Genomic DNA, 24,308 nt, shown 5'->3' on the forward strand with positions numbered 1-24,308 from the left:
CACTTGACGAACCGGTGTAATCTTCTGTTTTATTAGCACCATGTCCCGCTTGGTCGCGAGATGAGTGCGACAGACGGTCAATTGGGGGAGCTTGGCAAACATGACCAAATCTGAGTTGATCATGCGTCTTGCCGAGGCGAACCCGCACCTCTATCAACGCGACGTGGAGCGGATTGTTTCCGCTATCTTCGACGAGATTTCCGATGCCCTCGCCAGCGGCGATCGTGTCGAACTCCGTGGTTTCGGCGCCTTTTCGGTAAAAAAGCGCGACGCCCGCGTCGGTCGCAATCCGCGTACCGGCGACTCGGTTCCCGTGCAGGAAAAGTTCGTGCCCTTCTTCAAGACCGGCAAGCAGCTGCGCGACCGGATCAACGACGGCTAAGGCCTCTTCGGCGGCCCGGCCTCCCGGACGGTTCAACGATTATCTTCTCCTATCGCGTCTCGGGACTTCGATCCACGCGCCCGATGGCCTATATTTGACCGCAGTCTCGAAATTACGGTAGCGCCATGGCCCGCAGATCCCTCTTTGCCAAGATTCTCGGCTTTCTGATCGGACTTCCCGTCGCGGTCGTCATCATCCTGTTCGCCGTCTCGAACCGGCACGGCGTCGAGGTCGGTTTCTGGCCGCTGCCGATCACCGTCGAGGTCCCGGCCTATTTCCTCGGCCTGTGCACCATGATGTTCGGCTTTGTTCTCGGGGTGATCGCCACCTGGTTCAGCGGCGGAGAGACCCGCCGCCGGGCGCGGCTGGCCGAAGGCAAGGCGCGCCGGCTCGAGGACGATCTGGACCACAGAACCCACGAGGTCGAGGATCTCCGGAAAGCCCTGCCGGCACCGGGGCGCCGCTGAGCTTCGAGAAAGCCGATCATCACATGGCCAATCATCACATGGACGTCAAAATCTGCGGCCTGAAGACGCCGGAAGCCATCGCCGCGACAGCGGCGGCGGGTGCCAGCCATATCGGGCTGAATTTCTTTCCGCCTTCCCCGCGCGCGGTCACGCCCGAGGAAGCCGCCGAACTGGTGCGCCATGTCCCGGCAGGGATGAAGGTCGTCGCCCTGATGGTCGATGCCGACGACGCGCTGCTCGACGCCGTCTGGGCGGCCGCGCATCCGGCCATCTTCCAGCTGCACGGCAAGGAGACGCCGGAGCGGGTGCGCGAGATCAAGCAGCGTTACGGCGCCCAGGTGATGAAGGTCATCCGGGTGGCCGAGGCGGCGGATGCGCGCGCAGCCGAGGCCTTTGACGGGGTCGCCGACCTGATCCTGTTCGACGCCAAGCCGCCGAAGGACAAGGACAAGCTGCCCGGCGGCAACGGGCTCATCTTCGACTGGACGGCACTGAAGGCCTACCGGGGCAAGACGCCCTGGATGCTGGCCGGCGGGCTCGATGCCCGGAATGTCGCCGAGGCGATCCGGGTGACCGGCGCACAGGCGGTTGATACCGCCTCCGGCGCCGAGGATGCACCCGGTGTGAAGAACCCGGAAAAGATCCGGGCCTTTGTCAGTGCCGCATTGCAGGCAGATTAGCGCCCGCGAAGCCGTTCCCGGTCTTGCCTTACAAGGGCGCCCAACGCATTATGCGGCGTTTCGCGCGCCGCCCTGAACCCGCGCCGCGAGTCCACACGCCCCGATCCGACGAGGAAGCCTGACAATGGCAAGCTCCACGCCAGCCCTGAACTCATTCCGCAACGGCCCCGACGAGAACGGCCATTTCGGTATTTTCGGCGGCCGCTATGTCGCCGAAACCCTGATGCCTTTGGTCCTGGAGGTCGAAAAGGCCTACCTGACGGCGAAGGGCGATCCGGATTTCTGGGCGGAGATGGAATATTACCGGAAGCATTATATCGGCCGTCCGAGCGCGCTCTATTTCGCGCCCCGGCTGACCGAGCATTTCGGCGGCGGCAAGCTCTACTTCAAGCGGGACGAGCTGAACCATACCGGCGCGCACAAGATCAACAACGTGATGGGCCAGGCCCTGCTCGCCAAGCGCATGGGCAAGACCAAGATCATCGCCGAGACCGGCGCCGGCCAGCACGGCGTCGCCACGGCGACCGCCTGCGCGCTGTTCGGCATGGAATGCGAAGTCTTCATGGGCGCCGAGGACGTGAAGCGGCAGAAACCGAATGTCGACCGCATGCGCCTGCTCGGTGCCAAGGTGGTGCCGGTGACCTCCGGCTCCTCCACCCTGAAGGACGCCATGAACGAGGCCCTGCGCTACTGGGTCTCGAAGGCGGAAACCCATTTCTACATCATCGGCACGGCCGCCGGACCGCATCCCTATCCGGCCATGGTCCGCGATTTCCAAAGCATCATCGGCGAGGAAACCCGCTGGCAGATGGAGGAGGCCGAAGGCAGGCTTCCGGACGTCCTGGTTGCCTGCATCGGCGGCGGCTCCAATGCCATCGGCCTGTTCCATCCGTTCCTCGATGACGAGAGCGTGGAGATCATCGGCGTCGAGGCGGCCGGACATGGCATCGACAGCGGCGAGCATGCCGCATCGCTGACCGGCGGCAATCCGGGCGTGCTGCACGGCAACCGGACCTATCTTCTGCAGGACGATGACGGCCAGATCACCGAGGCACACTCGATCTCGGCCGGTCTCGACTATCCCGGCATCGGCCCGGAGCATTCCTGGCTGCATGAGAGCGGCCGGGTGAAATATGTCAGCGCCACCGACACGGACGCGCTGGAAGCCTTCGCGCTCTGTTCCAAGCTGGAAGGCATCATCCCGGCACTGGAGCCGAGCCATGCGCTGGCTTATGTCGGCACCATGATCGGCGATCTGGCGAAAGACAAAATCGTGGTCATGAATCTGTGCGGCCGCGGCGACAAGGATCTGGATGCGGTGATTCCGCGGCTCGAAGAAATGGGCAAACTCTGATGGATTACACCGCTTCCCGCCTCGATAGCTCCTTCGCGGCCCTGAAGGCCGAGAACCGCGCCGGTCTCGGCATCTTCATCACCGCCGGCGATCCGGACCCGGAGACCTCGCTCGCCATCATGCAGGCCCTGCCGGGCGCGGGCGCCAACATGATCGAGTTCGGCATGCCCTTCTCCGATCCGATGGCGGACGGCCCGTCCGTCCAGGCTTCCAGCCAGCGGTCGCTGAAGGCCGGCGGCAGCCTGGCCAAGACCCTCGCCCAGCTCCGCGCATTCCGGGAAGGCGACAAGACCACGCCGGTCGTGCTCATGGGCTACTACAACCCGATCTATATCTACGGGGTCGACAGGTTCCTGAGTGACGCGATCGCGGCCGGGGCCGATGGCCTGATCGTTGTCGATCTGCCGCCCGAGGAAGACGACGAGCTGTGCCTGCCCGCGGTCAAGCGCAACCTGCCCTTCGTCCGGCTGGCCACGCCGACGACGGACGACGCCCGCCTGCCGACGGTGCTGACCAATACCGGCGGCTTCATCTATTATGTCTCCATCGCCGGGGTCACCGGCACGGCCGAGGTGCCGATCGACAAGGTCACGGCGGCCCTGGAAAGACTGCGCAAACATACCGATATACCGATCGGCGTCGGTTTCGGCATCAAGACGAAAGAGCAGGCCGCCGCCGTCGCCTCGGTCGCCGATGCCTGCATCGTCGGCTCGGCCGTGGTCGATGCGATCAAGAATTCGCTCGATTCCTCCGGCAAGGCGACGGCCACAACCGTTGGCGCCGTCACAGACCTTGTCTCCGACCTTGCAGCCGGTGTACGGCAAGCCCGGTCTTGATACTATAATCACCGCACCCTGCGGAGAGGACGGATATGAACTGGATCACAAACTCGGTCCTGCCGAAGATCAAGGCGCTGGTACAGCCGCGCGACGTTCCGGACAATCTCTGGATCAAGTGCGGCGGCTGCGGCGAGATGATCTTCCACCGCAATCTCGAAGAGAATCAGCAGGTCTGCCCGAACTGCGAGCATCACATGCGGTTGGGCGCGGAAACCCGGATGAAAATGCTGTTCGACGATGACAGCTTCAACCGGATCGAGCTGCCGAAACCGGTTCTCGACCCGCTGAAATTCCGCGACCGCAAGCGCTATACGGACCGCCTGAAGGAAGCCCAGGCGAAGACCGGCGCGGATGACGCGATCATCGTCGCGCATGGCAAGATGGGCGGCACGCCGGTCGTGCTGGCGCTGTTCCGCTTCGATTTCATGGGCGGCTCCATGGGGGCGGCGGTCGGCGATGCGCTGGTCCGCGCAGCCGAACTCGCCAAGGCCCAGAAAGCCCCGCTGGTGGTGTTCCCGGCCTCGGGCGGCGCCCGCATGCAGGAAGGCATCCTGTCGCTGATGCAGATGCCGCGCACCGTGATCGCGCGGGAAATCGTGCGCGAGTCAGGCCTGCCCTTCGTCGTCGTGCTGACCGACCCGACCACCGGCGGCGTCACCGCCTCCTTCGCCATGCTGGGCGACATCCATATTGCCGAGCCGGGCGCCATCATCGGTTTCGCCGGCCAGCGGGTGATCCAGGAAACCATCCGCGAGCAGCTTCCGGAGGGCTTCCAGCGCTCGGAATACCTGCTCGAGCATGGCATGGTCGACATGGTGGTGCACCGCAAGGAGCTGCGCGACACGCTGATCCGGGTGTTCTCCATGATCCGCAATCCGATGCCGAAAGCCGTCGTGGTTGCCTTGCCGCAAGCCGACGAGACGGAGCCCGACGAGAACGACAGCGACAGCTGACCGCACTCGCTCGCTGGAGGATCCCGACATTTCCGCATCCGCGCCCTCGCCGCAGCCGATCCTGGACCGGCTGCAACGGCTGCATCCGAAGCTGATCGACCTGACGCTGGACCGGCTGGAACGGCTGCTCGGCCTGCTCGGCAATCCGGAGCGGAAGCTGCCGCCGGTGATCCATGTCGCCGGCACCAACGGCAAGGGCTCGACCGTGGCCATGCTGCGGGCGATCTACGAAGCGGCGGGCCGCACGGTCCATGCCGACACCTCGCCGCATCTGGTCCGCTATAACGAACGCTTCTATATCGCCGGCAAGGAGATCGAGGATTCGGCGCTGGTCGGGATCTTGGAGGAGTGCGAGCGGGCCAATGGCGGCACCCCGATCACCCTGTTCGAGATCACCACGGCGGCGGCCTTCCTCGCCTTCTCCCGCACTCCGGCAGACGTGCTGCTGCTCGAGGTCGGCCTCGGCGGCAGGTTCGACGCGACCAACGTGGTCGACAAGCCCGCCGTCTCCGTGATCACGCCGATCTCCATGGATCACATGGGTTTTCTCGGCGACACGATCGAGAAGATCGCCTTCGAGAAAGCGGGCATCCTGAAGCCGGGCGTGCCGGCGGTGATCGGCCCGCAGGACCCGGCGGCACTGGCCGTGATCGAGGCCCGCGCGGCGGAAGTCGGCGCCCCGCTCTACAGGTACGGCCATGAATGGACCATTGCCGAGGGCGGCGACGGCATGCTTTTCAGCACCGGCGGCAAGACCCGGCGCTATCCGCGCCCGGGATTGCTCGGCGCGCATCAGGTTTTCAATGCGGGACAGGCGCTGATGGCGGCCGATCTCGCCGAAACCTCCGTCAAGACAACCGAGGGCGCCCGCGCCAAGGGCATCGCCGAGGCCTCCTGGCCGGCCCGGATGCAGCATCTGGAAAGCGGCGCACTGACCGAATATCTCAATCCCGGCTCCAGCCTTTGGGTCGATGGCGGCCATAATGAGAGCGCCGGCGAAGCGGTTGCGAAAATCCTCGACGGCTGGGCAGCCGAGCCCGGCGCCCTGCCGGTCTATCTGCTGTTCGGCTCACTCAACACCCGCGACCCGGCGGCTTATCTGAAACACATGCGGGGGCGGGCCCAGCGGCTCTACGTCCTGCCGATCCCGGGCGAGGAAAACAGCCTCACCGAGGACGCGCTGATGGACGGCGCCAAGCGCGCGGCCCTTCCCGCCATTCCGGTTTCCAGCGTCAAGCAGGCGCTCCGCGACAGCCAGAAAAAGGGCAAGTCCGTGCGCTTCCTGATCTGCGGCTCCCTCTACCTCGCCGGGCACGCGCTCGGACTTAATCAAAACGCCTGATCTCTCGGGCGTTTCTTATCTTTTTAATCGTCATTCCCGCGCAAGCGTGAACCCAGTGATCATAGGACTTTCCCCTACGTTCCCTGGGTCCCTGCTTTCGCAGGGATAAAAATTTGGAAACAGGGAGCAGCAGCATGGATCTCGGACTCACAGGCAAGAAAATCATCGTCACCGGCGGCACCCGCGGCATCGGCCTTTCGATCGCCGGCGCCTGCGCCGCCGAAGGCGCGTCCGTTTCCGTCTGTGGCCGCACCGAGGCCAGCCTGAGCGCCGCCGCTGAAAAACTCGCGCGGCATGGCGGCCTGGTGCACACGGCGCCCTGCGACGTTGCCGACGCGGACGCGCTCAAGGCCTATATCGAGGCGGCGGCGGAGGCGCTCGGCGGCATCGACGGGCTGGTGAACAATCCGTCCGGCTTCGGCGCCAGCGATGACGAGGACGGCTGGAAGAAAAGCATGGATGTCGACCTGATGGGCGTCGTCCGGGCGACCTGGGCCGCCTACCCGCATCTCGTCGCCAGCCAGGGCGCGGTGCTGACCATCTCGTCGGTCTCCGGCATCGGCGCCACCACCAACATGCCCTACGGCGCGGTGAAGGCGGCGGTGATCCAGCTGACCCAAAGCCAGGCCAAGAAATTCGCCGCCGACCGGGTCCGGGTGAACTGCATCGCCCCCGGCTCCATCATCTTCCCGGGCGGCAGCTGGGAGCGGCGCGAGACGGAGAATCCCGAACTCTACCACAACACCCTCAACCGCATTCCGTTCGGCCGCTTCGGCACGCCGGAGGAAATCGGCACCGTGGCCGCCTTCCTGCTCTCGCCGGCGGCAAGCTGGGTCACCGGCCAGACCGTCGCGGTCGACGGCGCGCAGAACCTGTAGACCACCGGAGCCTTCCGGACAGCATCTCGAACGAAACAGGCCCGGCAATTTGCCGGGCCTGTTTCCGTATGAAGCCTCCAACACGCACATCATGATGCGGCGGCTGTTTGCCAATTGATTCAAGCGCCACCAGAAAACTCGATTTTATTTTTTTACAGGATAAAACATCGATAAAATTTGACGCCTGCCCGAGCTTATCCCAAGATTAATCCAAACAAACAACCGGCAGCTTCCACTCATGGTGAGCATACGACCCAAGACGATTGTGACGACAACGGTACGGGCCGTCGGGACGTCTCATGCGCGTTCCGACATCACGGTCCGTGACGTCAGCTCCATCATCGACGAGCCGGAGGAGCGCGGCGGCAGCAATACCGGCCCGTCCCCGACGGAGACCACACTGGCCGGGCTGGCCGGTTGCACGAATGTCATTGCCCATAAATGCGCCAAGGCACTCGGTATCGATATCGGCCATCTCGACATCACGGTCGCGGCCAGATTCGACCGGCGCGGCGTGACGCTCACCGAAGAATTCGACCTGCCGTTTCCGGAAATCGACGTCACCGTCATGGCGGACGGGCCGGTCTCCGACGCGGATCTGCAACGCGTCGCCGAGGAGGTCGGCAAGTTCTGTCCGGTCTCGAAGCTCTTCAAGGCGGCCGGGACGAAGATCACGGAAACCTGGAAGAGCAATTCACATCAATCCTGAACGGGCAAAGATCCGTCGGATAAAGGGGAGGACCTCATGACTATAAAATTCAAGAAGGTACTTGCGGCGGCAGCCGTATTTGCGGTCCTTGCCGCGCCGGTCGCACGCGCCGCCGAAACCATCAAGATGGTGGCCATCGACGGGTATCCGGACCGTGCCATGTGGGTGAAGGAGTTTTCCGGCTTCTTCCTGCCCGAGGTGAACCGTCTGCTTGCAGCCACCGGCAACTATACGATCGAATGGCAGGAAGCCTACGGCGGCACCATCGTCAAGCCGAAGGGCGTGCTCGACGGCGTCAAGCTCGGGCTCGGGGATGTCGGTGTGGTGACCACTGTCTTCCACAGCTCGAAGCTGCCCCTGCAGGGGCTCGCCTTCGTCACCCCCTTCATCAGCTCCGATCCGCGTATCGTCGCCCGGGCGATGGATGAAATTGCCGCCGAATTCCCGCAGATGGGGGCGGCATTCGAGAAGCAGAACCAGATCCTCCTGGCGAACGGCGTGGCCCTCGACAGCTACCAGGTATTCTCGCGCGAGCCGCTGTCGGATCTTGCCGGAATGCAGGGCAAGAAGGTCGCGGGTGCCGGCTACAATCTCCGCTATCTCGAAGGTGTCGGTGCCGCCGGGGTGCGCGGCGGGCTGACCAATTTCTACAACATGCTGCAGACCGGCGTTGTCGATCAGGCCATGTTGTGGCCGGAGGCTGCCAAGACCTTCAAGATCGCCGAAGTCGCACCATACATGCTGAAAGCCGATCTCGGCTCGGTCAACACCAAGGCGCTCACGGTCAACAAGGACCGCTGGAATTCACTGCCGGACGAAGTGAAAACGGCGATGCGGACCGCAGCCGTCGCCTATCGCGACCGGATCGCTTCCGTTGCCGTCGACAAGGCCGCGGCCAGTGTCGCGGCCTACAAGGCCGGCGGCGGCGCGGTGGCCGACCTGACGGACGAGCAGCGCAAGAAATGGGCCGCCGCGATGCCGAATATCGCCGCCGAATGGGCGGACGGTCTTGAGGCTCAGGGCATTCCGGGCCGGAAGATCGTGCGGGCCTATATCGACAAGCTGAAGGCTGCGGGCGCCGTCCCGGCCCGCGACTGGGCAAGCGAATTCGGGAGCTGAGCCCTCGTGCCTGTTGAAACCGCACCGCGGCAGAGCGCGCCGGTCGCGCATCTCGCCGCGGCGCTCTCCCGCATTGTCAACCGCGCGGCCATGGCGCTGAACGCTGTCGGTACCCTGTTCGTTATGGCTCTCGTCATCGTCGTCGTTGCCGACGTGATCGCGCGCGGGGTCTTCACCGCGCCGTTCAACGGCGCGGTCGAGCTGGTCGAGTTCTCGGTCGTCTTCATCGTCTTCCTGCAATTGACCGACGTCGTCCGGGTGCAGCGGATGACCCGTTCCGATGGCGCCCTGAACACGCTTACGGCCATCCGTCCCGGAATCGCCCGCTGGCTCCGGGTCGGCCTCGACCTGTTGTCCGCAATCTTCATGGGCTTGATCGCAACGGCCATTTTCCCGGAATTCACAGACGCCTGGGTGAATGAGGACTTTGTCGGGACACCCGGCATCTTCACCGTCCCGGCCTGGCCGATCAAACTGGCCATTTTCACCGGTTCCGGCCTCTGCGCCCTGAGGTTCTGGCTGACCGCAACACTCTCCATCCTGCAGCGCGGCGAATCCCATGAGCACGCTTGAGGTCGGGTCCCTTTCCGTCGTCCTGATCGTCGGCCTGATCTATGCCGGCCTGTATGTCCCGATCGCGCTCGGCGTGGTCTCCTTCCTCGGGATCTGGCTGATCCGGGACGACCCGACCCTGGCGATGAACCTGCTGAAGATCACCATCTCGGACAGCGTGACGGAATATACCTTCGCCACAATCCCGCTCTTCACCTTCATGGGGATCGTTGTCTCCAAGGCCGGGCTCGGCAGCGATGTCTATTTCGCCATGAATGTCCTGTTCCATCGGGTCCGCGGCGGGATCGGGATGGCGACCGTCGGGGCGAATGCGCTTTTCGCCGCGGTGACCGGCTCGTCGATCGCATCCGCGGCCGTGTTCACCCGGGTCTCGGTGCCCGAGATGCTCCGGCTCGACTACAATCCGCGTTTCGCGGTCGGTGTGGTCGCCGGCTCCTCGGTGCTCGGCATGATCATCCCGCCGAGCGCCATGCTCATCATCTATTCCTTCGTCGCCGAGCAATCCGTCGGCCACATGTTCCTGGCCGGGATCGTTCCCGGCCTGATGCTCGCCGCCGCGTTCGTCATTGCCATTGCCCTGATGGCCTATCTGCGCCCGGGTTTTGTCGGCGGCCAGCCGCTTGCCGCCCTGGAAGCAGGCCCGGTCCCGAAGCAGGGCCTTACTGCGCTGCGCCGGACCCTGCCGGTGATCCTGCTCATCGTCCTGGTCCTTGGCGGGATCTATGGCGGGCTTTTCACCCCGGTCGAGGCCGGCGCCGTCGGATCGGCCGCAGCCCTGGTGATCGCGCTGTTCCGGCGCAAACTGACCGGCGCCGCCTTCAAGGAAACCCTGATCGAGACGGGCCATATCACGGCGAATATCCTGTTTCTGATCACCGCGGCCTCGATGTACAGCCGGATGCTGGGATTTGCCGGCCTGCCGGACGAGATCAGCCAGCTGCTGGAAAACCATCAGTTCTCCCTGTTCGGGATCATGGTGCTCTACGTGCTGCTGATGCTGTTCCTCGGCACCCTGCTCGACACCGCCTCGATCATCCTGATCGTGGTGCCCCTGTTTCTGCCGGTCATCGAGCCCATGGGCCTCAGCCTTGTCTGGTTCGGGATCGTCACCGTCATAGGGGCCGAGATCGGTCTTCTGACCCCGCCGCTCGGGCTGTCCTGTTTCACCATCAAGGCGACACTCGACGACAGCCGGATCACGCTCAAGGATGTCTTTCTTGGCTCCCTGCCCTTTGCGGCTATCATACTTGTCGTCCTGATCCTGCTGATCGAATTCCCGGTGCTCAGCACCGTCCTTCTACCCTGATTTCCGGAGCACGCTCATGCGCACCGTTGACCCGACCACGATAAAAGACGCACTGATGGACACCTGCGGGCCGGGAACCAGTCCGCGCACGCGCCTTGTTCTCGAGCGGCTGGTGCATCACTTGCATGCCTTTGCCAAGGAGGTCGATCTCAGCCACGAGGAATGGCGGCTCGGCATCGATCTGCTGACGCGGGCCGGTGAGATCACGGACCGGGAGCGCAACGAGTTCGTCCTGTTTTCGGACGTCCTCGGCCTGTCTTCCCTGGTCGACATGCTGCATTCGCCGAAGGATGCGACCCCTTCCAGCGTGCTCGGGCCGTTCCACATTCTCGGCGCGCCGGAAATCCCGTCCGGCGGAGACCTGATCGGCGATAACGAGGGCGATCATGTTGCCGTTATCGGCGCGATCCGCTCGACCGACCGCAGCCCCGTGGCCGGCGCCGTCATGGAGATCTGGCAGACCGCCGCCAACGGCCTCTATTCGAACCAGGACACCGATCAGCCCGAATACAACCTGCGGGCCCGGCTCAAGGTCGGTGAGGATGGCCGGTTCTGCTTTACCACTGTCCGCCCGGCGCCCTACACGGTACCGACGGACGGCCCGGTCGGGACCGTGCTCGGCGCCATGGACCGCCACCCCTGGCGTCCGTCACACCTGCATCTGATCGTCGAAGCGCCGGGTCACCGCTCCCTGGTCACGGAGCTGTTTCCGAGCGACGACCCCTATCTTGACGAGGATGCGGTCTATGGCGTGCGGGAAGCCCTGGTGACGGAATATGTCCCCCGGACCAGCACAGAGGATCTCCCGGCGGAATTGGAAGCGCGCGAGCGCCTCGCACTGCCCTATTTCAGGGTCGATTTCGACATATCTCTGGCACGCGAGACGGAGGACCAGCCCCGGGAGGCGTCCCGGATCTAGGTTCCGGCAGTGTCCAGCATCGACCCCTCAAGATATCCGCCCGTGCGGGTGTAATGCGCGATCAGGGCGGCGACGGCGGCATCCGCATCGCCGTCGATCGCGGCTTCCATGATCGCCTTGTGCTCCGCCTCGATATCCCGTTTGGGCAGTGCCGCCGGGCGCGAAAGCTGCCGGTAACGGATATTGCGGTCATAAAGCTGGTCGCAGAACCGGATCAGGATGTCCGACCCGCAGCCGCCGATCAGGGCCATGTGAAACGCCTTGTGCAGGGCTTCCCATTCGCTGGACCCGGAAAGATCGCCCGCCTCCGGCCCGCCGCGCGGCGTCCGCGAGAGCCGGTAATACGCCAGCACGACCCTGTCCTGCCAGGCGCTGTCGCCCGCGGCGATGGAATCCCGCAGGGCCCGCTCCTCCATCCAGCAGCGCGTCTTCAGGATGTCCCGGAATTCAAGCCCGCTCACCGGAGCGACCCGGAACCCGCGCTGGTCAAGCCGCTCCACGAGACCGTCGGATGTCAGCAGGCTGAGGGCTTCCCGGATCGGGCTGGCGCCGAGATCGTAGCGTTCCCGCAACTGATCGATCTTCAGCTTGACCCCGGCGCCGAGCGCCCCCGACAGGATGTCCTGACGAAGAGCGGCACAGGCCTGCGTCGTCCGGGACTCAGGGCCCCGGCCCGGTTCTGCAAGTGCAGATGTATTCAGTACGTTTGTATCGACGGCATCCAAAGCGACATATTCTCCAAACCATGCTTTCCGGTGAGTCTATAACAAATCGATGGTAGGGGCATCTCTGTCATAATATCGATTATTTATTATTTTCCTTCCATAATCGATATTATAGCGTTCCCGCACCGGAAATTCCGGCGATGCGAACGCGCTCCTAATCCGCGCGAAGACGGCGGGATCGGCGAATGGCGAAACCCGCTCAGAGATAAGGCCAAGAGGAATGAACACCGCAACACTAAAGGCCCGGACCGAAATCGAAGCGCTCAAGGCGCGGATCTCGCAGCTTGACGGCGATTCTCTGGATCTTCTGTTCCGGCAGGCGCGAACGCATAACACCTGGACGGAACTTCCGGTACCCGATGCCATGCTGCACGACCTCTACGAGATCGTGAAAATGGCACCGACCGCGAATAACGGCTGCCCGGCCCGCTACCTCTTTGTCCGTTCGGAAGCGGCGAAAGAACGCCTCGCGGGCTGTGTCGCCCCGGGCAACGCCGACAAGGTCCGCGCCGCGCCTGTCACGGTGATCATCGGATACGACACACGCTATTTCGAAACACTCGACCGGCTGTTCCCGCACAAACCGGAATTCAAGGCCAAGTTCGCCGGCAACCTTGCCGCAGCGGAAACCGCGGCCTTTCGCAACAGCAGTCTCCAGGGGGCCTTCCTGATTCTGGCGGCCCGCGCCCTTGGCCTGGATACCGGCCCGATGTCCGGTTTCAATAACGCCGCTGTGGACGGCGCCTTCTTCGCCGGCACATCCGTCAGGTCGAATTTTCTCTGCTCGCTCGGTTATGCAGATCCGGCCGGACTGTTCGAGCGCCTGCCGCGCCTCGATTTCAGCCAAGCCTGCACGCTCCTGTAAAGAGCTGGAGGGTCAGCCTCTCAACCCGTCATCCTTTTGAAGAACGGGATGACGGTGACGGAGCGATTGCGGGCGCGGCCGTCGACCGGCTCTGGACGTCATCCCGGCCGCAGAGCCGGGACCTTGTCGAACATAGAGCGAACTCCTCGAAAGGTCCCGGATCAAGTCCGGGATGACGAACTTGGGGAGGGCTTACCCCTCGATCAATACACCACCACGCTGCGGATGCTCTTGCCCGCATGCATCAGGTCGAAGCCCTTGTTGATGTCTTCCAGCGGCATGGTGTGGGTGATCAGGCTGTCGATGTCGATCTTGCCGTCCATGTACCAGTCGACGATCTTCGGCACATCCGTCCGGCCCCTTGCGCCGCCGAAGGCGGTGCCGCGCCAGGAGCGGCCGGTGACGAGCTGGAACGGGCGGGTTGAGATTTCCTGACCGGCACCGGCGACGCCGATGATGATGCTCTCGCCCCAGCCCTTGTGGGCGCATTCCAGCGCCTGGCGCATGGTGTTCACGTTACCGATGCACTCGAAACTGTAATCGGCGCCGCCACCGGTGAGGTCCACCAGATACGGCACCAGATCACCCTCGACCTCCTTCGGATTGACGAAGTGGGTCATGCCGAATTTCTCGGCGATTTCCTTGCGGGCCGGGTTCAGGTCAACACCGATGATCTTGTCGGCGCCGACCATGCGGGCGCCCTGGATCACGTTCAGGCCGATCCCGCCGAGACCGAAGACAACAACGTTCGAGCCCGGCTCAACCTTGGCCGTGTTCACCACGGCGCCAACGCCGGTGGTCACGCCGCAGCCGATGTAGCAGATCTTGTCGAACGGAGCGTCCTTGCGCACTTTCGCCAGCGCAATCTCCGGCATCACCGAGTGATTGGCGAAGGTCGAGCAGCCCATGTAGTGGAAGATTTTCTCGCCATTGATGGAGAACCGGCTGGTGCCGTCCGGCATCAGGCCCGCGCCCTGGGTGGTGCGGATCTTCTGGCAGAGATTGGTCTTCGGATTGAGGCAGTATTCGCACTCACGGCATTCCGGGGTGTAGAGCGGAATCACGTGATCGCCCTTTTGCAGGCTGGTCACGCCCGGGCCGACCTCGACCACAACGCCCGCGCCCTCATGGCCGAGGATCGCCGGGAAGATGCCTTCCGGATCGTCGCCCGAGCGGGTGAATTCGTCCGTGTGACAGATCCCGGTCGCCTTCATCTCGACCAGCACCTCGCCCGCGCGCGGCCCGTCCAGCGTGACGGTCTCGATGCTGAGCGGCTTGCCTGCCTGGAATGCAACGGCGGCTTTGGTTTCCATGGGGTGCTCCCTCTCGTGCCTTTATCGGAATTGGACGCATACAGTCTTTCATCAGTTCCGCTTTTGCAATGCGCGTCTCGGAGCGTTCCGAAACCGCCACCGCTCTCGACCTGTTCGGAAAAGCAGGGAAAGATAGCGGCAACAAAAAAATCGGGAGGAGACCGGACGATGAGTATCAAAGCGGTGATTACAGGCGGGGCCAGCGGCATTGGATATGCCACCGCAAAGAAGATCCTCGCGGACGGCGGCACCGTCTGCCTGCTGGATATGAACGAGAAGGCGCTGGCGGACGCGCAGACAAGTCTCGGCGGCGACCGGGTGATGACGGCGGCGACGGATGTGCGCGATGCGGCGGCACTGGATATCGCCATCCGCGCCGGGGCCGAATTCATGGGCGGTCTCAACGCCTGCGTCGCCAGCGCCGGGATCGGTTACCGGGTGCCCATCCTCGAATCCGACACCAACGAATTCGAACGTGTCCTGTCCATCAACCTGACAGGCGTCTATTCGACACTCCGCGCGGCGGCTTTGGTCATGGTCGAGCAGGGAAGCGGCGGGTCCATCGTCACACTGGCGAGCGTCTGCGGTGTGCGCGGCTGTGCCGACCGGGCCGCCTATGGCGCCGCCAAGGCCGGGGTGATCAACCTGTCTGAGACCGCCGCCATCGAGCTGGCCCAGCACAGGATCCGGGTCAACGCGCTCTGTCCGTCACCGATCAACACGCCGCTGATCGCCGGTGTGCAGGACGAGGCGGCCGTCGCAGACTGGATGGTCGGCATTCCGATGGGCCGCTATGGCGAGCCGGAGGAAGTCGCCGAGCTCGCATCCTTCCTGCTCAGCGACAAGGCCTCCTATATCACCGGCCAGTCCATCGGCGTCGATGGCGGCTGGATGGGCGCGGGTTTGCAGAATTCCGCCTACCGGGTGGCCGTCAAATGACCGGCGGGAAAGACATCAGGATCGGCAGCTTCCGGGTCCGCACCGTCACAGCGCCCCTGCCGCAGCCGCACAAGACCGCGTCGGGGACACTTGAGGCCGCGCCGCTGGTCCTGCTGGATATCGAGACCGATGCGGGCGTCACCGGCTCCGCCTATCTGTTTCCCTATGCCGCCTTCTTCCTCCGCCCGCTCGCGCTCCTGGTCTCCGAACTTGAGGAGCTGATAAAGGGCCAGCCGCTGATGCCGCGCGACATCTGGACCATGCTGAAAACCCGCACCCGGCTGGCGGGTTATCCGGGCCTGATGGCCTGTGCCGTCGGCGGCATCGACATGGCTCTCTGGGACGCGCTGGCGAAGGCCCATGGACTGCCGCTGGCCTCCCTGCTCGGCGCAGAGCCGCGTCCGGTCTGGGTCTATGACAGCCTCGGCCAGATGGGACCGGAAGAGACCGCCCGGGACATTGAGCGCTCCCTGAAAGACGGCTTCCGGGCTTTCAAGGTCAAATCGGGCGATCCCGATCCGAGGGTCGATGTTGCCGTTGCCCGCGCGATCAGATCGGTCGCCGGGGACGACGCCTGGACGGCGATGGATTTCAATCAGGCCTTCACCGCCGAGGAAGCCGTCAAGCGCATGCATCTGCTCGACCATGAAGGCATTGCCTGGATCGAGGAGCCTGTGGCCTGGGATGATTTCGAGGGACACGCCAATGTCCGCGCGGCAATCGCGACGCCGGTACAGAGCGGAGAGAACTGGTACGGCGCCCGTGACATGGCGAAGATGATCGAGGCTGGCGCAATCGACCATGCCATGCCGGACGCCATGCGGATTGGTGGCGTTACCGGCTGGATGGAAGTCGCAGGCCTCGCCGCCGCGCACAATATCCCGGTATCGAGCCATCTCTTCCCGGATCACTCTGTGCATCTGCTGGCGGCGACGCCGACCGCTCACATCCTCGAATGGTTCGACCTCGCCGCCGGTATTCTGGCGGAGCGGCCAAAGATCGTGGACGGCATGGTCAGCCCGCTCGACCTGCCTGGTGCCGGCATTGTCTGGGACGACAAAGCGATCGCGGAATACGCGGCCTGACCGCCAGACCGCCTAGCCTATCGACATCAGGCTGGCATTGCCGCCGGCCGCCGCCGTGTTGATGCTGATGGATTGCTCCTCGACCAGCCAGTCGAGGCAGTAATCCTCCCGGTCGGACACGAGCCCTGCGGATGACACGCCCTGCACGCCGACCAGAGGGCCGTCCCGTTCCGCCGCCTGCTTCTGCACGGTGATCAGCGCATCCGCGTCTCCCTCGAACAGCACGGCGGCGAGCTCGGTCTCGGCCTGCCAGTCCTGTGTCAGGTGCACCCGCTCCTTGAGATCGGCGGGCAGGCTGCCGACCAGCGCGCTGGCCGCATCGCTTTCCTGCAAGACGGCCTCGTCCCCCGCCGCGAGGATGGCCGCGACCTGCCGGAGCAAACCGGCCTCGCCCTGCGCGATGGCCGCGACACGGCCTTTCGGGTGGACCAGATAACGGTTCCGCTCCCCGACAGGACCCGGCAAATCCAGATCGGTGCCGAGGGGCGAGCGGGCGATATAGGCCGCCGTCATGTCCGCTTCCGTCGTCCGGCCTGCCTCACGCAGCCAGGCTTCGAGCTGGTGCGCCGGTTCCGGGCCAACATCCGGCGCCCGGTCGGAGATCGCCGAGCTGAAGGGGCGGCGTGCCAGCAACCGGGTGAGATAGAGCGGGCCGCCCGCTTTCGGGCCGGTGCCGGAAAGGCCACGGCCACCGAACGGCTGCACGCCGACGATGGCGCCGATGATGTTGCGGTTCACATAGACATTGCCGACCCTGATCCGCCGGGCCACCCGGTCGATGGTCTCGTCGATCCGGGAATGCACCCCGAATGTGAGGCCGTAGCCGGTCGCGTTGATGTCGTCGACCAGCGCATCCAGCCCCTTCCGCCTGAAGCGGACAACATGCAGGACCGGGCCGAACACCTCGCGCTCCAGCTCGGCCAGGCTGCCGATCTCGATCAGGGTCGGCGGGATGAAGGTGCCGTGCCGTGTGTCGGCGGGCAGGTCGAGCTGTTCGACCTTGTTGCCGCGCTCCCGCATGGTCTCGATATGCGTGCGGATACCCGCCTGCGCTTCCGCCGTGATGACCGGGCCAACATCGGTCGAGAGCCGGTCCGGATTGCCGATGGCGAGCTCGTGCATGGCGCCCTTCAGCATCTCCAGCATGCGGTCGGCGACATCTTCCTGCAGGCAGAGCACACGCAGGGCGGAGCAGCGCTGACCGGCACTGTCGAAGGCGGACATGATGACATCTGCGACGACCTGTTCAGGCAGGGCCGAGCTGTCGACGATAAGGGCGTTCTGGCCGCCCGTCTCCGCGATCAGCGGGATCTGCGTGCCGTCCGGCGCAAGACGCCCGGCAAGGCCGGCCTGGATCAGCCGTGCAACTTCGGTCGAGCCGGTGAACATGACACCGCGCACCCGCCTGTCCGCGACCAGGGCCGCGCCGACCTCGCCCGCGCCCGGAACCAGTTGCAGCGCGTCCTTCGGAATTCCTGCCTCGTGCATCAGCCGGACCGCCTCGGCGGCGATCAGCGGGCTTTCCTCCGCCGGTTTCGCCAGCACCGGGTTACCGGCAGCCAGTGCCGCCGACATCTGACCGGTGAAGATCGCCAGCGGGAAGTTCCACGGGCTGATGCAGACCACGGGCCCGAGCGGACGGTGGCTGTCCATGTTGAATTTCGTCTCCACCTCCATCGCGTAATAGCGCAGGAAGTCGACGGCCTCGCGCACCTCGGCGATGGCGTTGGCCATGGTCTTGCCGGCCTCGCGCACGCAAATGCCCATCAGCACCGGCATGCGGGCTTCCATCAGGTCGGCGGCCCGCATCAGCAGGGCGGCACGCTCTGCCGGTTCCGTCGCCGCCCAGACCGGCGCCGCGGCCTCGGCGATCTCGAAGGCCCTATCGATCACAGCCGCGTCCGCATCGCGCACGGTGCCGACCAGATCGCGCCGGTCGGACGGGTTGCGCACTTCGCGCACCGGGCCGGTTTCGGCGGCGCCCTCCACCGTCGGTGCCGATTGCCAGAAGGTCTCCGCGCTGGACAGCAGAGCGGCGGAAAGGGAGGCCAGCCGGTGTTCGTTCGACAGATCCAGTCCCTGCGCGTTCGGCCGTTCCGGGCCGTAGAGCGTGCGCGGCGCGCTGATTTTCGGATGCGGTGCGCCGACCGGCTCGACCTTCAGGGCCTCCGCCACCGGATCGGCGATCAGATCGTCGATGGAGAAGGCCGAGTCGGCGATCCGGTTCACGAAGGAGGTGTTGGCGCCGTTCTCGAGCAGACGCCGGACCAGATAGGCGAGCAGGGTTTCGTGGCTGCCGACCGGGGCATAGACCCGGCAGGGCCGGTTCAGCTTGTCCCGCCCGACGACTTCCTCATAGAGCGGCTCGCCCATGCCATGCAGGCACTGGAACTCGTACTGGCCGGCGTAATAGTTCGGCCCAGCCATCTGCATGATGGCGGCGAGGCTCTGGGCATTATGGGTGGCGAATTGCGGATAGACCGCGTCCGGCGCCGCCAGCAGCTTCTTGGCGCAGGCGAGGTAGGAAACATCCGTGTGGATCTTCCGGGTGAAGACCGGGAATTCCTCCAGCCCGTCCACCTGGGCGCGCTTGATCTCGCTGTCCCAATAGGCGCCCTTCACCAGCCGGATCATCAGCCGGTGGCCGCTGCGCCGGGCCAGGTCGATCAGGTAATCGAGCACGAAGGGGCAGCGCTTGGAATAGGCCTGCACCACGAAGCCGATACCGTTCCAGTCCGCCAGATCCGGATCGAAGCAAACGGCTTCCAAGAGATCGAGGGAAAGCTCCAGCCGGTCCATTTCCTCAGCATCGATATTCAGGCCGATATCATAGGAACGGGCGAGCAGGGCCAGCTTTTTCAGGATCGGCAGCAGCTCGTTCATCACCCGGTCCTGCTTCATCCGCCAGTAGCGCGGATGCAGGGCGGACAGCTTGATGGAGATGCCGGGGCCTTCATAGATGCCGCGGCCCTTCGAGGCCTTGCCGATGGCATGGATCGCCTGCTCGTATTCCTTCAGGTAGCGGGCCGCGTCCTCGGCCGTCGTCGCCGCCTCGCCCAGCATGTCGTAGGAATAGCGGAAGCCCTTCTTCTCCATCGACCGGCTGTTCGCCAGCGCCTCGGAGATGGTCTGCCCGGTGACGAACTGCTCGCCCATCATCCGCATGGCAACGTCGACGCCGCTGCGGATCAGCGGCTCGCCACCACGTCCGATCATCTTGGTCAGCGCCGCGCCCATGCTGTCCTCGCTCTGGGTCGCGGTCAGCTTGCCGGTGACGACAAGCCCCCAGGTGGCGGCATTGACGAACATGGAGGGGGAATGGCCGAGATGGGATTTCCAGTCGCCGCTGGAGATCTTGTCGCGGATCAGCGCGTCCCGGGTCTGCCGGTCCGGGATCCGGAGCAGCGCCTCGGCGAGGCACATCAGGGCGACGCCTTCCTGGCTGGAGAGATCATATTCGTGGATCAAGCCCTCGACGCCGCCGCGCACGCTCTTCTCGCGCAAGGACTCGACCAGGGTACGGGCCAGACGGGCCGCCTCCCGCTGCTTGGCGGGGGGCAGGGTCGCCTCGGAAATCAGATAGGGCAGGCATTCCGGCTCCGGCTTGCGGTAGGCCGCCGTGATCGCCGCCCGCAACACGCTTTGCGCCTGCACACCCTGGGCAAACTCCAGAAACGGCCGGGTGAGCTGCTCGCCGGCCAGCATGTTTTCATCGAAATCGCGATCGGCATCGCCCGAAAGATACCCGTCCAGCGGCTCACCCCGCTCGATCCGCTCGATGGCGCCGACGAGGGACTGTTTCACCAGCCAGTGGGGCGTACGGCCGATCAGGTCCGCGGCATTCTTGAGCCGCGCCCGCAAGTCCTCGCTGACCTTCACACCTATGGTCTGTGCCGCCATTACCGCCTCCCCTGGATCGATCCGAAAGCGAAGGTTACACCAGCAACGCCTTGCAGGTGCAACCTGATTCTTTTAAAGGGTAACCGAGACCGATTGCATCGACTCCAGTAGCGGCCGGTGGTCATGAAAACCCGTCTCGAGCGGCGCCGAGACAACGCAGTCGGACGATATCTTTCCGATATACAGCCACATCAACAATCGAAGTACATTCCTCATAGCCGGCGCCAGAAAATTGCTCCGCAGACAAGGATCAAGAACACCCTTGCAAGAGCAAGCCCTGACTTGGACGGGAGGATTCGTCAATGCCACTTTCAGGTTCTAAGCTGATCGTTTTAGCTGCAGCGATTGCCGTGACACTCGCATCGGCACCTGATGCAACCGCACAGTCAGCAAGAGAGACCGACCCGCGCGTAATGGGCTGGATGGACGGTTTCCCGCCCGCGCCCGACAAGCTGATTACGCAGCCGGATTCGGATTACTTCAATTTTCCGAAGCTCCGGTGGTCGGTCTGCCACCTGCGAGAACTCCTTCCAACGAAACAAATCAGCCGCGGACTCGGCGCCCCCATATCGCTGCAATATCTTCCGCCTGAGGAACTCTCCGGCGAACGGCAGGCAATCGACATGCTGACCTTCAAGCCGTCGAACAGCAACGACGAGATGACATGGGAGGAATCGCTCTACGCGAATTACACCGACGGCATACTGATCATCCATAAGGAGCGGGTCGTTTACGAACGCTACTTTGGCTGCCTCAGAGAAGACGGCAAGCATGCCGCCATGTCGATGACGAAGTCGCTCACCGGGCTTCTGGCCCAAATCCTGGTCGAAGAAGGCGCCCTGGACGAAACACTTCCGGTGCGCGACCTCATCCCCGAAATCGAGGATAGCGCTTTCGCGAACGCCACCGTCCGCCAGGTCATGGATATGACCACCGGCGTCCGGTACTCCGAGGACTACTCCGACCCCAAAGCAGATATCTGGATCTATTCAGCTGCGGCAAGCCCGCTGCCCAAGCCCGAGGGATACAATGGTCCGGACGGATATTGGGAGTACCTGCAGCAAGTGAAGCCGGACGGCAAGCACGGCGAACAGTTCCACTACAAGACAATCAACTCGGACATGCTGGGATGGATCATCTCGCGGGTCTCCGGCAAGTCCGTAGCCGATCTCGCCTCGGAACGGCTCTGGCGGCGGATCGGGATGGAGCAGGATGCCTACCAAACGGTCGACGGCAAGGGGGTCCCCTTCGCCGGCGGCGGTCTATCAGCAGGCCTGCGCGACCTCGGACGGCTTGGGCTCGTCATGCTGAACGAAGGTGTGATCAACGGCGAGCGCTTGTTTCCGGCGGAGGTGGCGCAAAGGATCCGCACCGGCGGCGATCCGGCGAAGTTCACCGGTTTCCCGACAATTCCGCAGGGTAGTTACACCAGCCAGTGGTGGGTTTTCCACAATGCCCATCAAGCCTATGCCGCGCGTGGAGTTTACGGGCAGACGATCTACATTGACCCGACCGCTGAGATGGTGCTGGTACGCTTCGCCTCATTCCCGAAGGCGCAGAACAGCTTCATCGACCCCACGTCGTTGCCAGCCTATCAGGCAGTGGCCGAATACCTGATGTCGAAGTAAGCGATCCGGGTCACGCGTGGCAGATCAGAAAAGCGGCCGTGCTGTAAGGAGAACCAGCCCCTCGACACGCCGGCAACCCGAACCGATTACATCGGCTCCAGTCGCAGCAAGTCGCCGCCGGAGCTGTCCGTCAGAACATAGAGATAGCCGTCCGGCCCCTGCTTCACCGCGCGGATGCGCTCTTCCAGATCCTCCAGCAGCACTTCCTGCTCCGTCACCCGATCACCATCGAGCACCAGCCGCCGCAGATGCATGTGCGCCAGCGCCCCGACAAAGAGATTGCCGCGCCAGTTCGGGAACTTGTCGCCGTCATAGAATTCCATCCCGCTCGGCGCGATGGAGGGCACCCAGTAGACCACCGGCTGCTCCATGCCGGGTGCGGCCTTCTTGTCGGAGATGATGGCGCCGCTGTAATCGATGCCATAGGTGATCGCGGGCCAGCCGTAATTCCGGCCGGGACGGAGGATATTCACCTCGTCACCGCCACGCGGCCCATGCTCCTGCGCCCAGATCGTGGTGGTGCCGGGCCGCAATGCCATGCCCTGCACGTTCCGGTGCCCGTAGGAATAGATCTCCGGCAAGGCGCCCGACCGGCCGACGAGCGGATTGTCCTGCGGCACCGAGCCGTCATCATTGATCCGGGCAATGGTGCCGATATGGGTTCCGGGATTCTGCGCCTCGTTCATGTAACCGCCCCGGTCGCCCATGCTGACGAACAGCGTGCCGTCCGGCGCGAAGACGAGCCGGGAGCCGAAATGCCTGCCGCCGCCGACCTTCGGGTGCTGCCGGAAGATCACCTCAAGGCCCGTCAGCGCATTGCCGTCAAGACGCGCCCTTGCGACTTCGGTTCCGGCGCCGCCGTCACCCCGCCCGGCAAAGGACAGATAGACCAGCCGGTTCTCGGAAAACTTCGGATGCAGCACCACGTCGAGCAGGCCGCCCTGACCGGAGGCATAGACCTCCGGCGTGCCGCTTACCGGCTCCGGCTCCAGCCCGTCCGGCCCGACAATGCGCAGTGCCCCTTCCCGCTCCGTCACGAGAATGCGATCGTCCGGCAGGAAGGCGAGCCCCCAGGGATGTTCCAGGCCACCGGCCAGTCTGGTGACCCTGAAATCGTGGACCTCGGAACGCTCGGTCATCGGCATGTCGGCGACGGCCGCACAGGCCGTCATGCCAAGCAGCAGCATGCCGCTTATTGCTCCGACTCTCCGGCCGGGCCGCCGTGAAAAAGATCGCGCCTGCATGTCATCCTCCGCCTCAATAGCTGACATGGACATGGCATTCCGGGCGCCGCCTGCAAGGCCCGCGATGCGGACAACGGCTTCAGGAAAGGACACAGCCTATATCCACATAAAACATCCGGTCTATTTTCCCGTAAATTATCCAGAACATTATTGTACTGTTTACAGAACGAAATTCAGGCCGAGCCTGATCAGAATGCGCAAGACCGAAGCCGGACAACGGCTCGCAAGCGTCATAAGAGGGGAAGAACAGCGAATGACGGATCAGACGGAAAACGCGCGACGGGCTTTTGCCGAGATCGACCAGTCGGTCCTCACGGCACTCTCGGAGATATGGCCCCTGGTCAAGAGTGGCCTGCCCCTGATCCTTGACGCGTTCTACGATCACATCAGCTCTGCCCCGGAAACAGCCATCATCCTGAAAAAGGGACGCAGCATCGAGGCGCTGAAGGAAGCCCAGACCGAGCACTGGCAGTCGGTTTTCAACGATGGATTCAACGCCGGTTATTTCGAGCGCGCCCGCCGGATCGGCACCGTCCACTCCCGCATCGGGCTGACCCCGCGCTGGTATATCGGCGCCTATGCCTTCATCCAGCCGCGCCTGTTCTCGCTGATCGCGCGGAAACACAAACGCGCCGACACGGCCGCCCGGTACTGCAATGCCGTGGCAAAGGCCATTGCGGTGGACATGGATATGGCGCTGGACGCCTACAACTCGTCGGGCGAAGCGGAAAAGCTGAAACAGCAGGTCCTCAATCTCGCCGACACCCTGGAGCGGGAAATCGACCAGACCGTCGAGGAAGTCATGCTGCAGGCCGGCCGGGTAGCCGAACTGACCAACAGCCTGGCCGCCGCCGCCACCGAAATGGCAGCGCTGGTGAACGAAGTGCGCGGCGCCACCGACATCACGGCGAACAACGTGAATTCCGTTGCCGCCGCAACCGAGCAGCTCAGCGCATCAAGCCAGGAGATCGCCACACAGGTCTCCGACTCCGCCCGGCTGACCAGCGAAGCGACGGACAGCGCCGACAGCGCGCGCGCAGGTCTCCGCCCTTGAGGAAGCCACCAAGAACATCAGCTCCGTCGTCGAC

At 64.1% G+C, this 24,308-nt stretch carries 22 protein-coding genes; 18 read left to right on the top strand and 4 right to left on the bottom strand.

Annotated features, from left to right (window positions below):
• Positions 1 to 100: 100 nt before the first annotated feature.
• The 13 genes from ihfB (at position 101) to RH950_RS03665 (ending at position 11,521) form a co-directional block, all read left to right on the top strand.
• Complete coding sequence (gene ihfB, locus RH950_RS03605; RefSeq protein ID WP_028467651.1) at positions 101 to 382, top strand: integration host factor subunit beta; 282 nt, start codon at positions 101 to 103, stop codon at positions 380 to 382.
• Positions 383 to 507: 125 nt separating this feature from the next.
• Positions 508 to 849: a lipopolysaccharide assembly protein LapA domain-containing protein gene (locus tag RH950_RS03610; RefSeq protein ID WP_350053789.1), complete on the top strand. Its 342-nt coding sequence runs from the start codon at positions 508 to 510 to the stop codon at positions 847 to 849.
• Between the two features lie 23 nt (positions 850 to 872).
• Complete coding sequence (locus RH950_RS03615; RefSeq protein ID WP_350053790.1) at positions 873 to 1,529, top strand: phosphoribosylanthranilate isomerase; 657 nt, start codon at positions 873 to 875, stop codon at positions 1,527 to 1,529.
• A 124-nt stretch (positions 1,530 to 1,653) separates the two neighbouring features.
• Positions 1,654 to 2,883, top strand: a complete 1,230-nt coding sequence (gene trpB / locus RH950_RS03620) for a tryptophan synthase subunit beta (RefSeq protein WP_350053792.1) — start codon at positions 1,654 to 1,656, stop codon at positions 2,881 to 2,883.
• Entirely contained in the window at positions 2,883 to 3,719 is an 837-nt protein-coding gene (trpA, locus tag RH950_RS03625) for a tryptophan synthase subunit alpha (protein ID WP_350053794.1), read from the top strand. The genes trpB and trpA overlap by 1 nt, the downstream gene beginning before the upstream one ends.
• Positions 3,720 to 3,754: 35 nt before the next feature.
• On the top strand, positions 3,755 to 4,675 hold the full coding sequence (accD, locus tag RH950_RS03630; RefSeq protein ID WP_350053796.1) for an acetyl-CoA carboxylase, carboxyltransferase subunit beta: 921 nt from the start codon (positions 3,755 to 3,757) through the stop codon (positions 4,673 to 4,675).
• Complete coding sequence (locus tag RH950_RS03635; protein ID WP_350053798.1) at positions 4,620 to 6,017, top strand: bifunctional folylpolyglutamate synthase/dihydrofolate synthase; 1,398 nt, start codon at positions 4,620 to 4,622, stop codon at positions 6,015 to 6,017. The genes accD and RH950_RS03635 overlap by 56 nt, the downstream gene beginning before the upstream one ends.
• A 134-nt stretch (positions 6,018 to 6,151) precedes the next feature.
• Positions 6,152 to 6,895, top strand: coding sequence for an SDR family NAD(P)-dependent oxidoreductase (locus tag RH950_RS03640; RefSeq protein ID WP_350053800.1), 744 nt, complete (start codon positions 6,152 to 6,154; stop codon positions 6,893 to 6,895).
• Positions 6,896 to 7,133: 238 nt separating this feature from the next.
• Complete coding sequence (locus RH950_RS03645) at positions 7,134 to 7,604, top strand: OsmC family protein (RefSeq protein ID WP_350053801.1); 471 nt, start codon at positions 7,134 to 7,136, stop codon at positions 7,602 to 7,604.
• Between the two features lie 36 nt (positions 7,605 to 7,640).
• Positions 7,641 to 8,723 (top strand): C4-dicarboxylate TRAP transporter substrate-binding protein, encoded by a 1,083-nt coding sequence (locus RH950_RS03650; RefSeq protein ID WP_350053803.1) that lies wholly within the window; start codon positions 7,641 to 7,643, stop codon positions 8,721 to 8,723.
• Between the two features lie 6 nt (positions 8,724 to 8,729).
• Complete coding sequence (locus RH950_RS03655) at positions 8,730 to 9,296, top strand: TRAP transporter small permease subunit (RefSeq protein ID WP_350053805.1); 567 nt, start codon at positions 8,730 to 8,732, stop codon at positions 9,294 to 9,296.
• Positions 9,283 to 10,602, top strand: coding sequence for a TRAP transporter large permease (locus tag RH950_RS03660; RefSeq protein WP_350053807.1), 1,320 nt, complete (start codon positions 9,283 to 9,285; stop codon positions 10,600 to 10,602). Before RH950_RS03655 ends, RH950_RS03660 begins: the two co-directional genes overlap by 14 nt.
• A gap of 16 nt (positions 10,603 to 10,618) precedes the next feature.
• Positions 10,619 to 11,521, top strand: a complete 903-nt coding sequence (locus RH950_RS03665; RefSeq protein WP_350053809.1) for a dioxygenase family protein — start codon at positions 10,619 to 10,621, stop codon at positions 11,519 to 11,521.
• Here the strand turns inward: RH950_RS03665 and RH950_RS03670 are convergent.
• Complete coding sequence (locus tag RH950_RS03670; RefSeq protein WP_350053811.1) at positions 11,518 to 12,246, bottom strand: GntR family transcriptional regulator; 729 nt, start codon at positions 12,244 to 12,246, stop codon at positions 11,518 to 11,520. The genes RH950_RS03665 and RH950_RS03670 overlap by 4 nt on opposite strands.
• Before the next feature lie 220 nt (positions 12,247 to 12,466).
• Here RH950_RS03670 and RH950_RS03675 point away from each other — a divergent pair, with 220 nt between their 5' ends.
• The gene (locus tag RH950_RS03675; protein ID WP_350053813.1) at positions 12,467 to 13,111 is read left to right on the top strand and encodes a malonic semialdehyde reductase; all 645 of its coding nucleotides are present in this window, start codon (positions 12,467 to 12,469) and stop codon (positions 13,109 to 13,111) included.
• Between the two features lie 203 nt (positions 13,112 to 13,314).
• On the opposite strand, the gene RH950_RS03680 is transcribed toward RH950_RS03675, so the two are convergent.
• Positions 13,315 to 14,424 carry an S-(hydroxymethyl)glutathione dehydrogenase/class III alcohol dehydrogenase gene (locus tag RH950_RS03680; protein ID WP_350053815.1) on the bottom strand — a complete coding sequence of 370 codons (1,110 nt, stop codon included), beginning with the start codon at positions 14,422 to 14,424 and terminating at the stop codon, positions 13,315 to 13,317.
• Between the two features lie 168 nt (positions 14,425 to 14,592).
• Here RH950_RS03680 and RH950_RS03685 point away from each other — a divergent pair, with 168 nt between their 5' ends.
• Together RH950_RS03685 and RH950_RS03690 are read left to right on the top strand one after the other, a co-directional pair.
• Positions 14,593 to 15,363, top strand: a complete 771-nt coding sequence (locus RH950_RS03685; protein WP_350053817.1) for an SDR family NAD(P)-dependent oxidoreductase — start codon at positions 14,593 to 14,595, stop codon at positions 15,361 to 15,363.
• Positions 15,360 to 16,448 (top strand): enolase C-terminal domain-like protein, encoded by a 1,089-nt coding sequence (locus tag RH950_RS03690; RefSeq protein ID WP_350053819.1) that lies wholly within the window; start codon positions 15,360 to 15,362, stop codon positions 16,446 to 16,448. Before RH950_RS03685 ends, RH950_RS03690 begins: the two co-directional genes overlap by 4 nt.
• A gap of 12 nt (positions 16,449 to 16,460) precedes the next feature.
• Here RH950_RS03690 and putA read toward each other — a convergent pair whose 3' ends face one another.
• Positions 16,461 to 20,348, bottom strand: a complete 3,888-nt coding sequence (gene putA / locus RH950_RS03695) for a trifunctional transcriptional regulator/proline dehydrogenase/L-glutamate gamma-semialdehyde dehydrogenase (protein ID WP_350053821.1) — start codon at positions 20,346 to 20,348, stop codon at positions 16,461 to 16,463.
• A 302-nt stretch (positions 20,349 to 20,650) separates the two neighbouring features.
• Here putA and RH950_RS03700 point away from each other — a divergent pair, with 302 nt between their 5' ends.
• A complete protein-coding gene (locus tag RH950_RS03700) occupies positions 20,651 to 21,976 on the top strand; it encodes a serine hydrolase domain-containing protein (protein WP_350053823.1) in 1,326 nt (441 codons plus the stop codon).
• Between the two features lie 86 nt (positions 21,977 to 22,062).
• On the opposite strand, the gene RH950_RS03705 is transcribed toward RH950_RS03700, so the two are convergent.
• Positions 22,063 to 23,313, bottom strand: coding sequence for a PQQ-dependent sugar dehydrogenase (locus RH950_RS03705; protein ID WP_350053825.1), 1,251 nt, complete (start codon positions 23,311 to 23,313; stop codon positions 22,063 to 22,065).
• 160 nt (positions 23,314 to 23,473) lie between these two features.
• On the opposite strand from RH950_RS03705, the gene RH950_RS03710 reads away from it, so the two are divergent.
• Positions 23,474 to 24,274, top strand: a complete 801-nt coding sequence (locus RH950_RS03710) for a protoglobin domain-containing protein (RefSeq protein ID WP_350053827.1) — start codon at positions 23,474 to 23,476, stop codon at positions 24,272 to 24,274.
• The last annotated feature ends 34 nt before the right edge of the window (positions 24,275 to 24,308 follow it).

The organism is Nisaea sp. (assembly GCF_040217065.1).
Lineage (GTDB): Bacteria > Pseudomonadota > Alphaproteobacteria > Thalassobaculales > Thalassobaculaceae > Nisaea.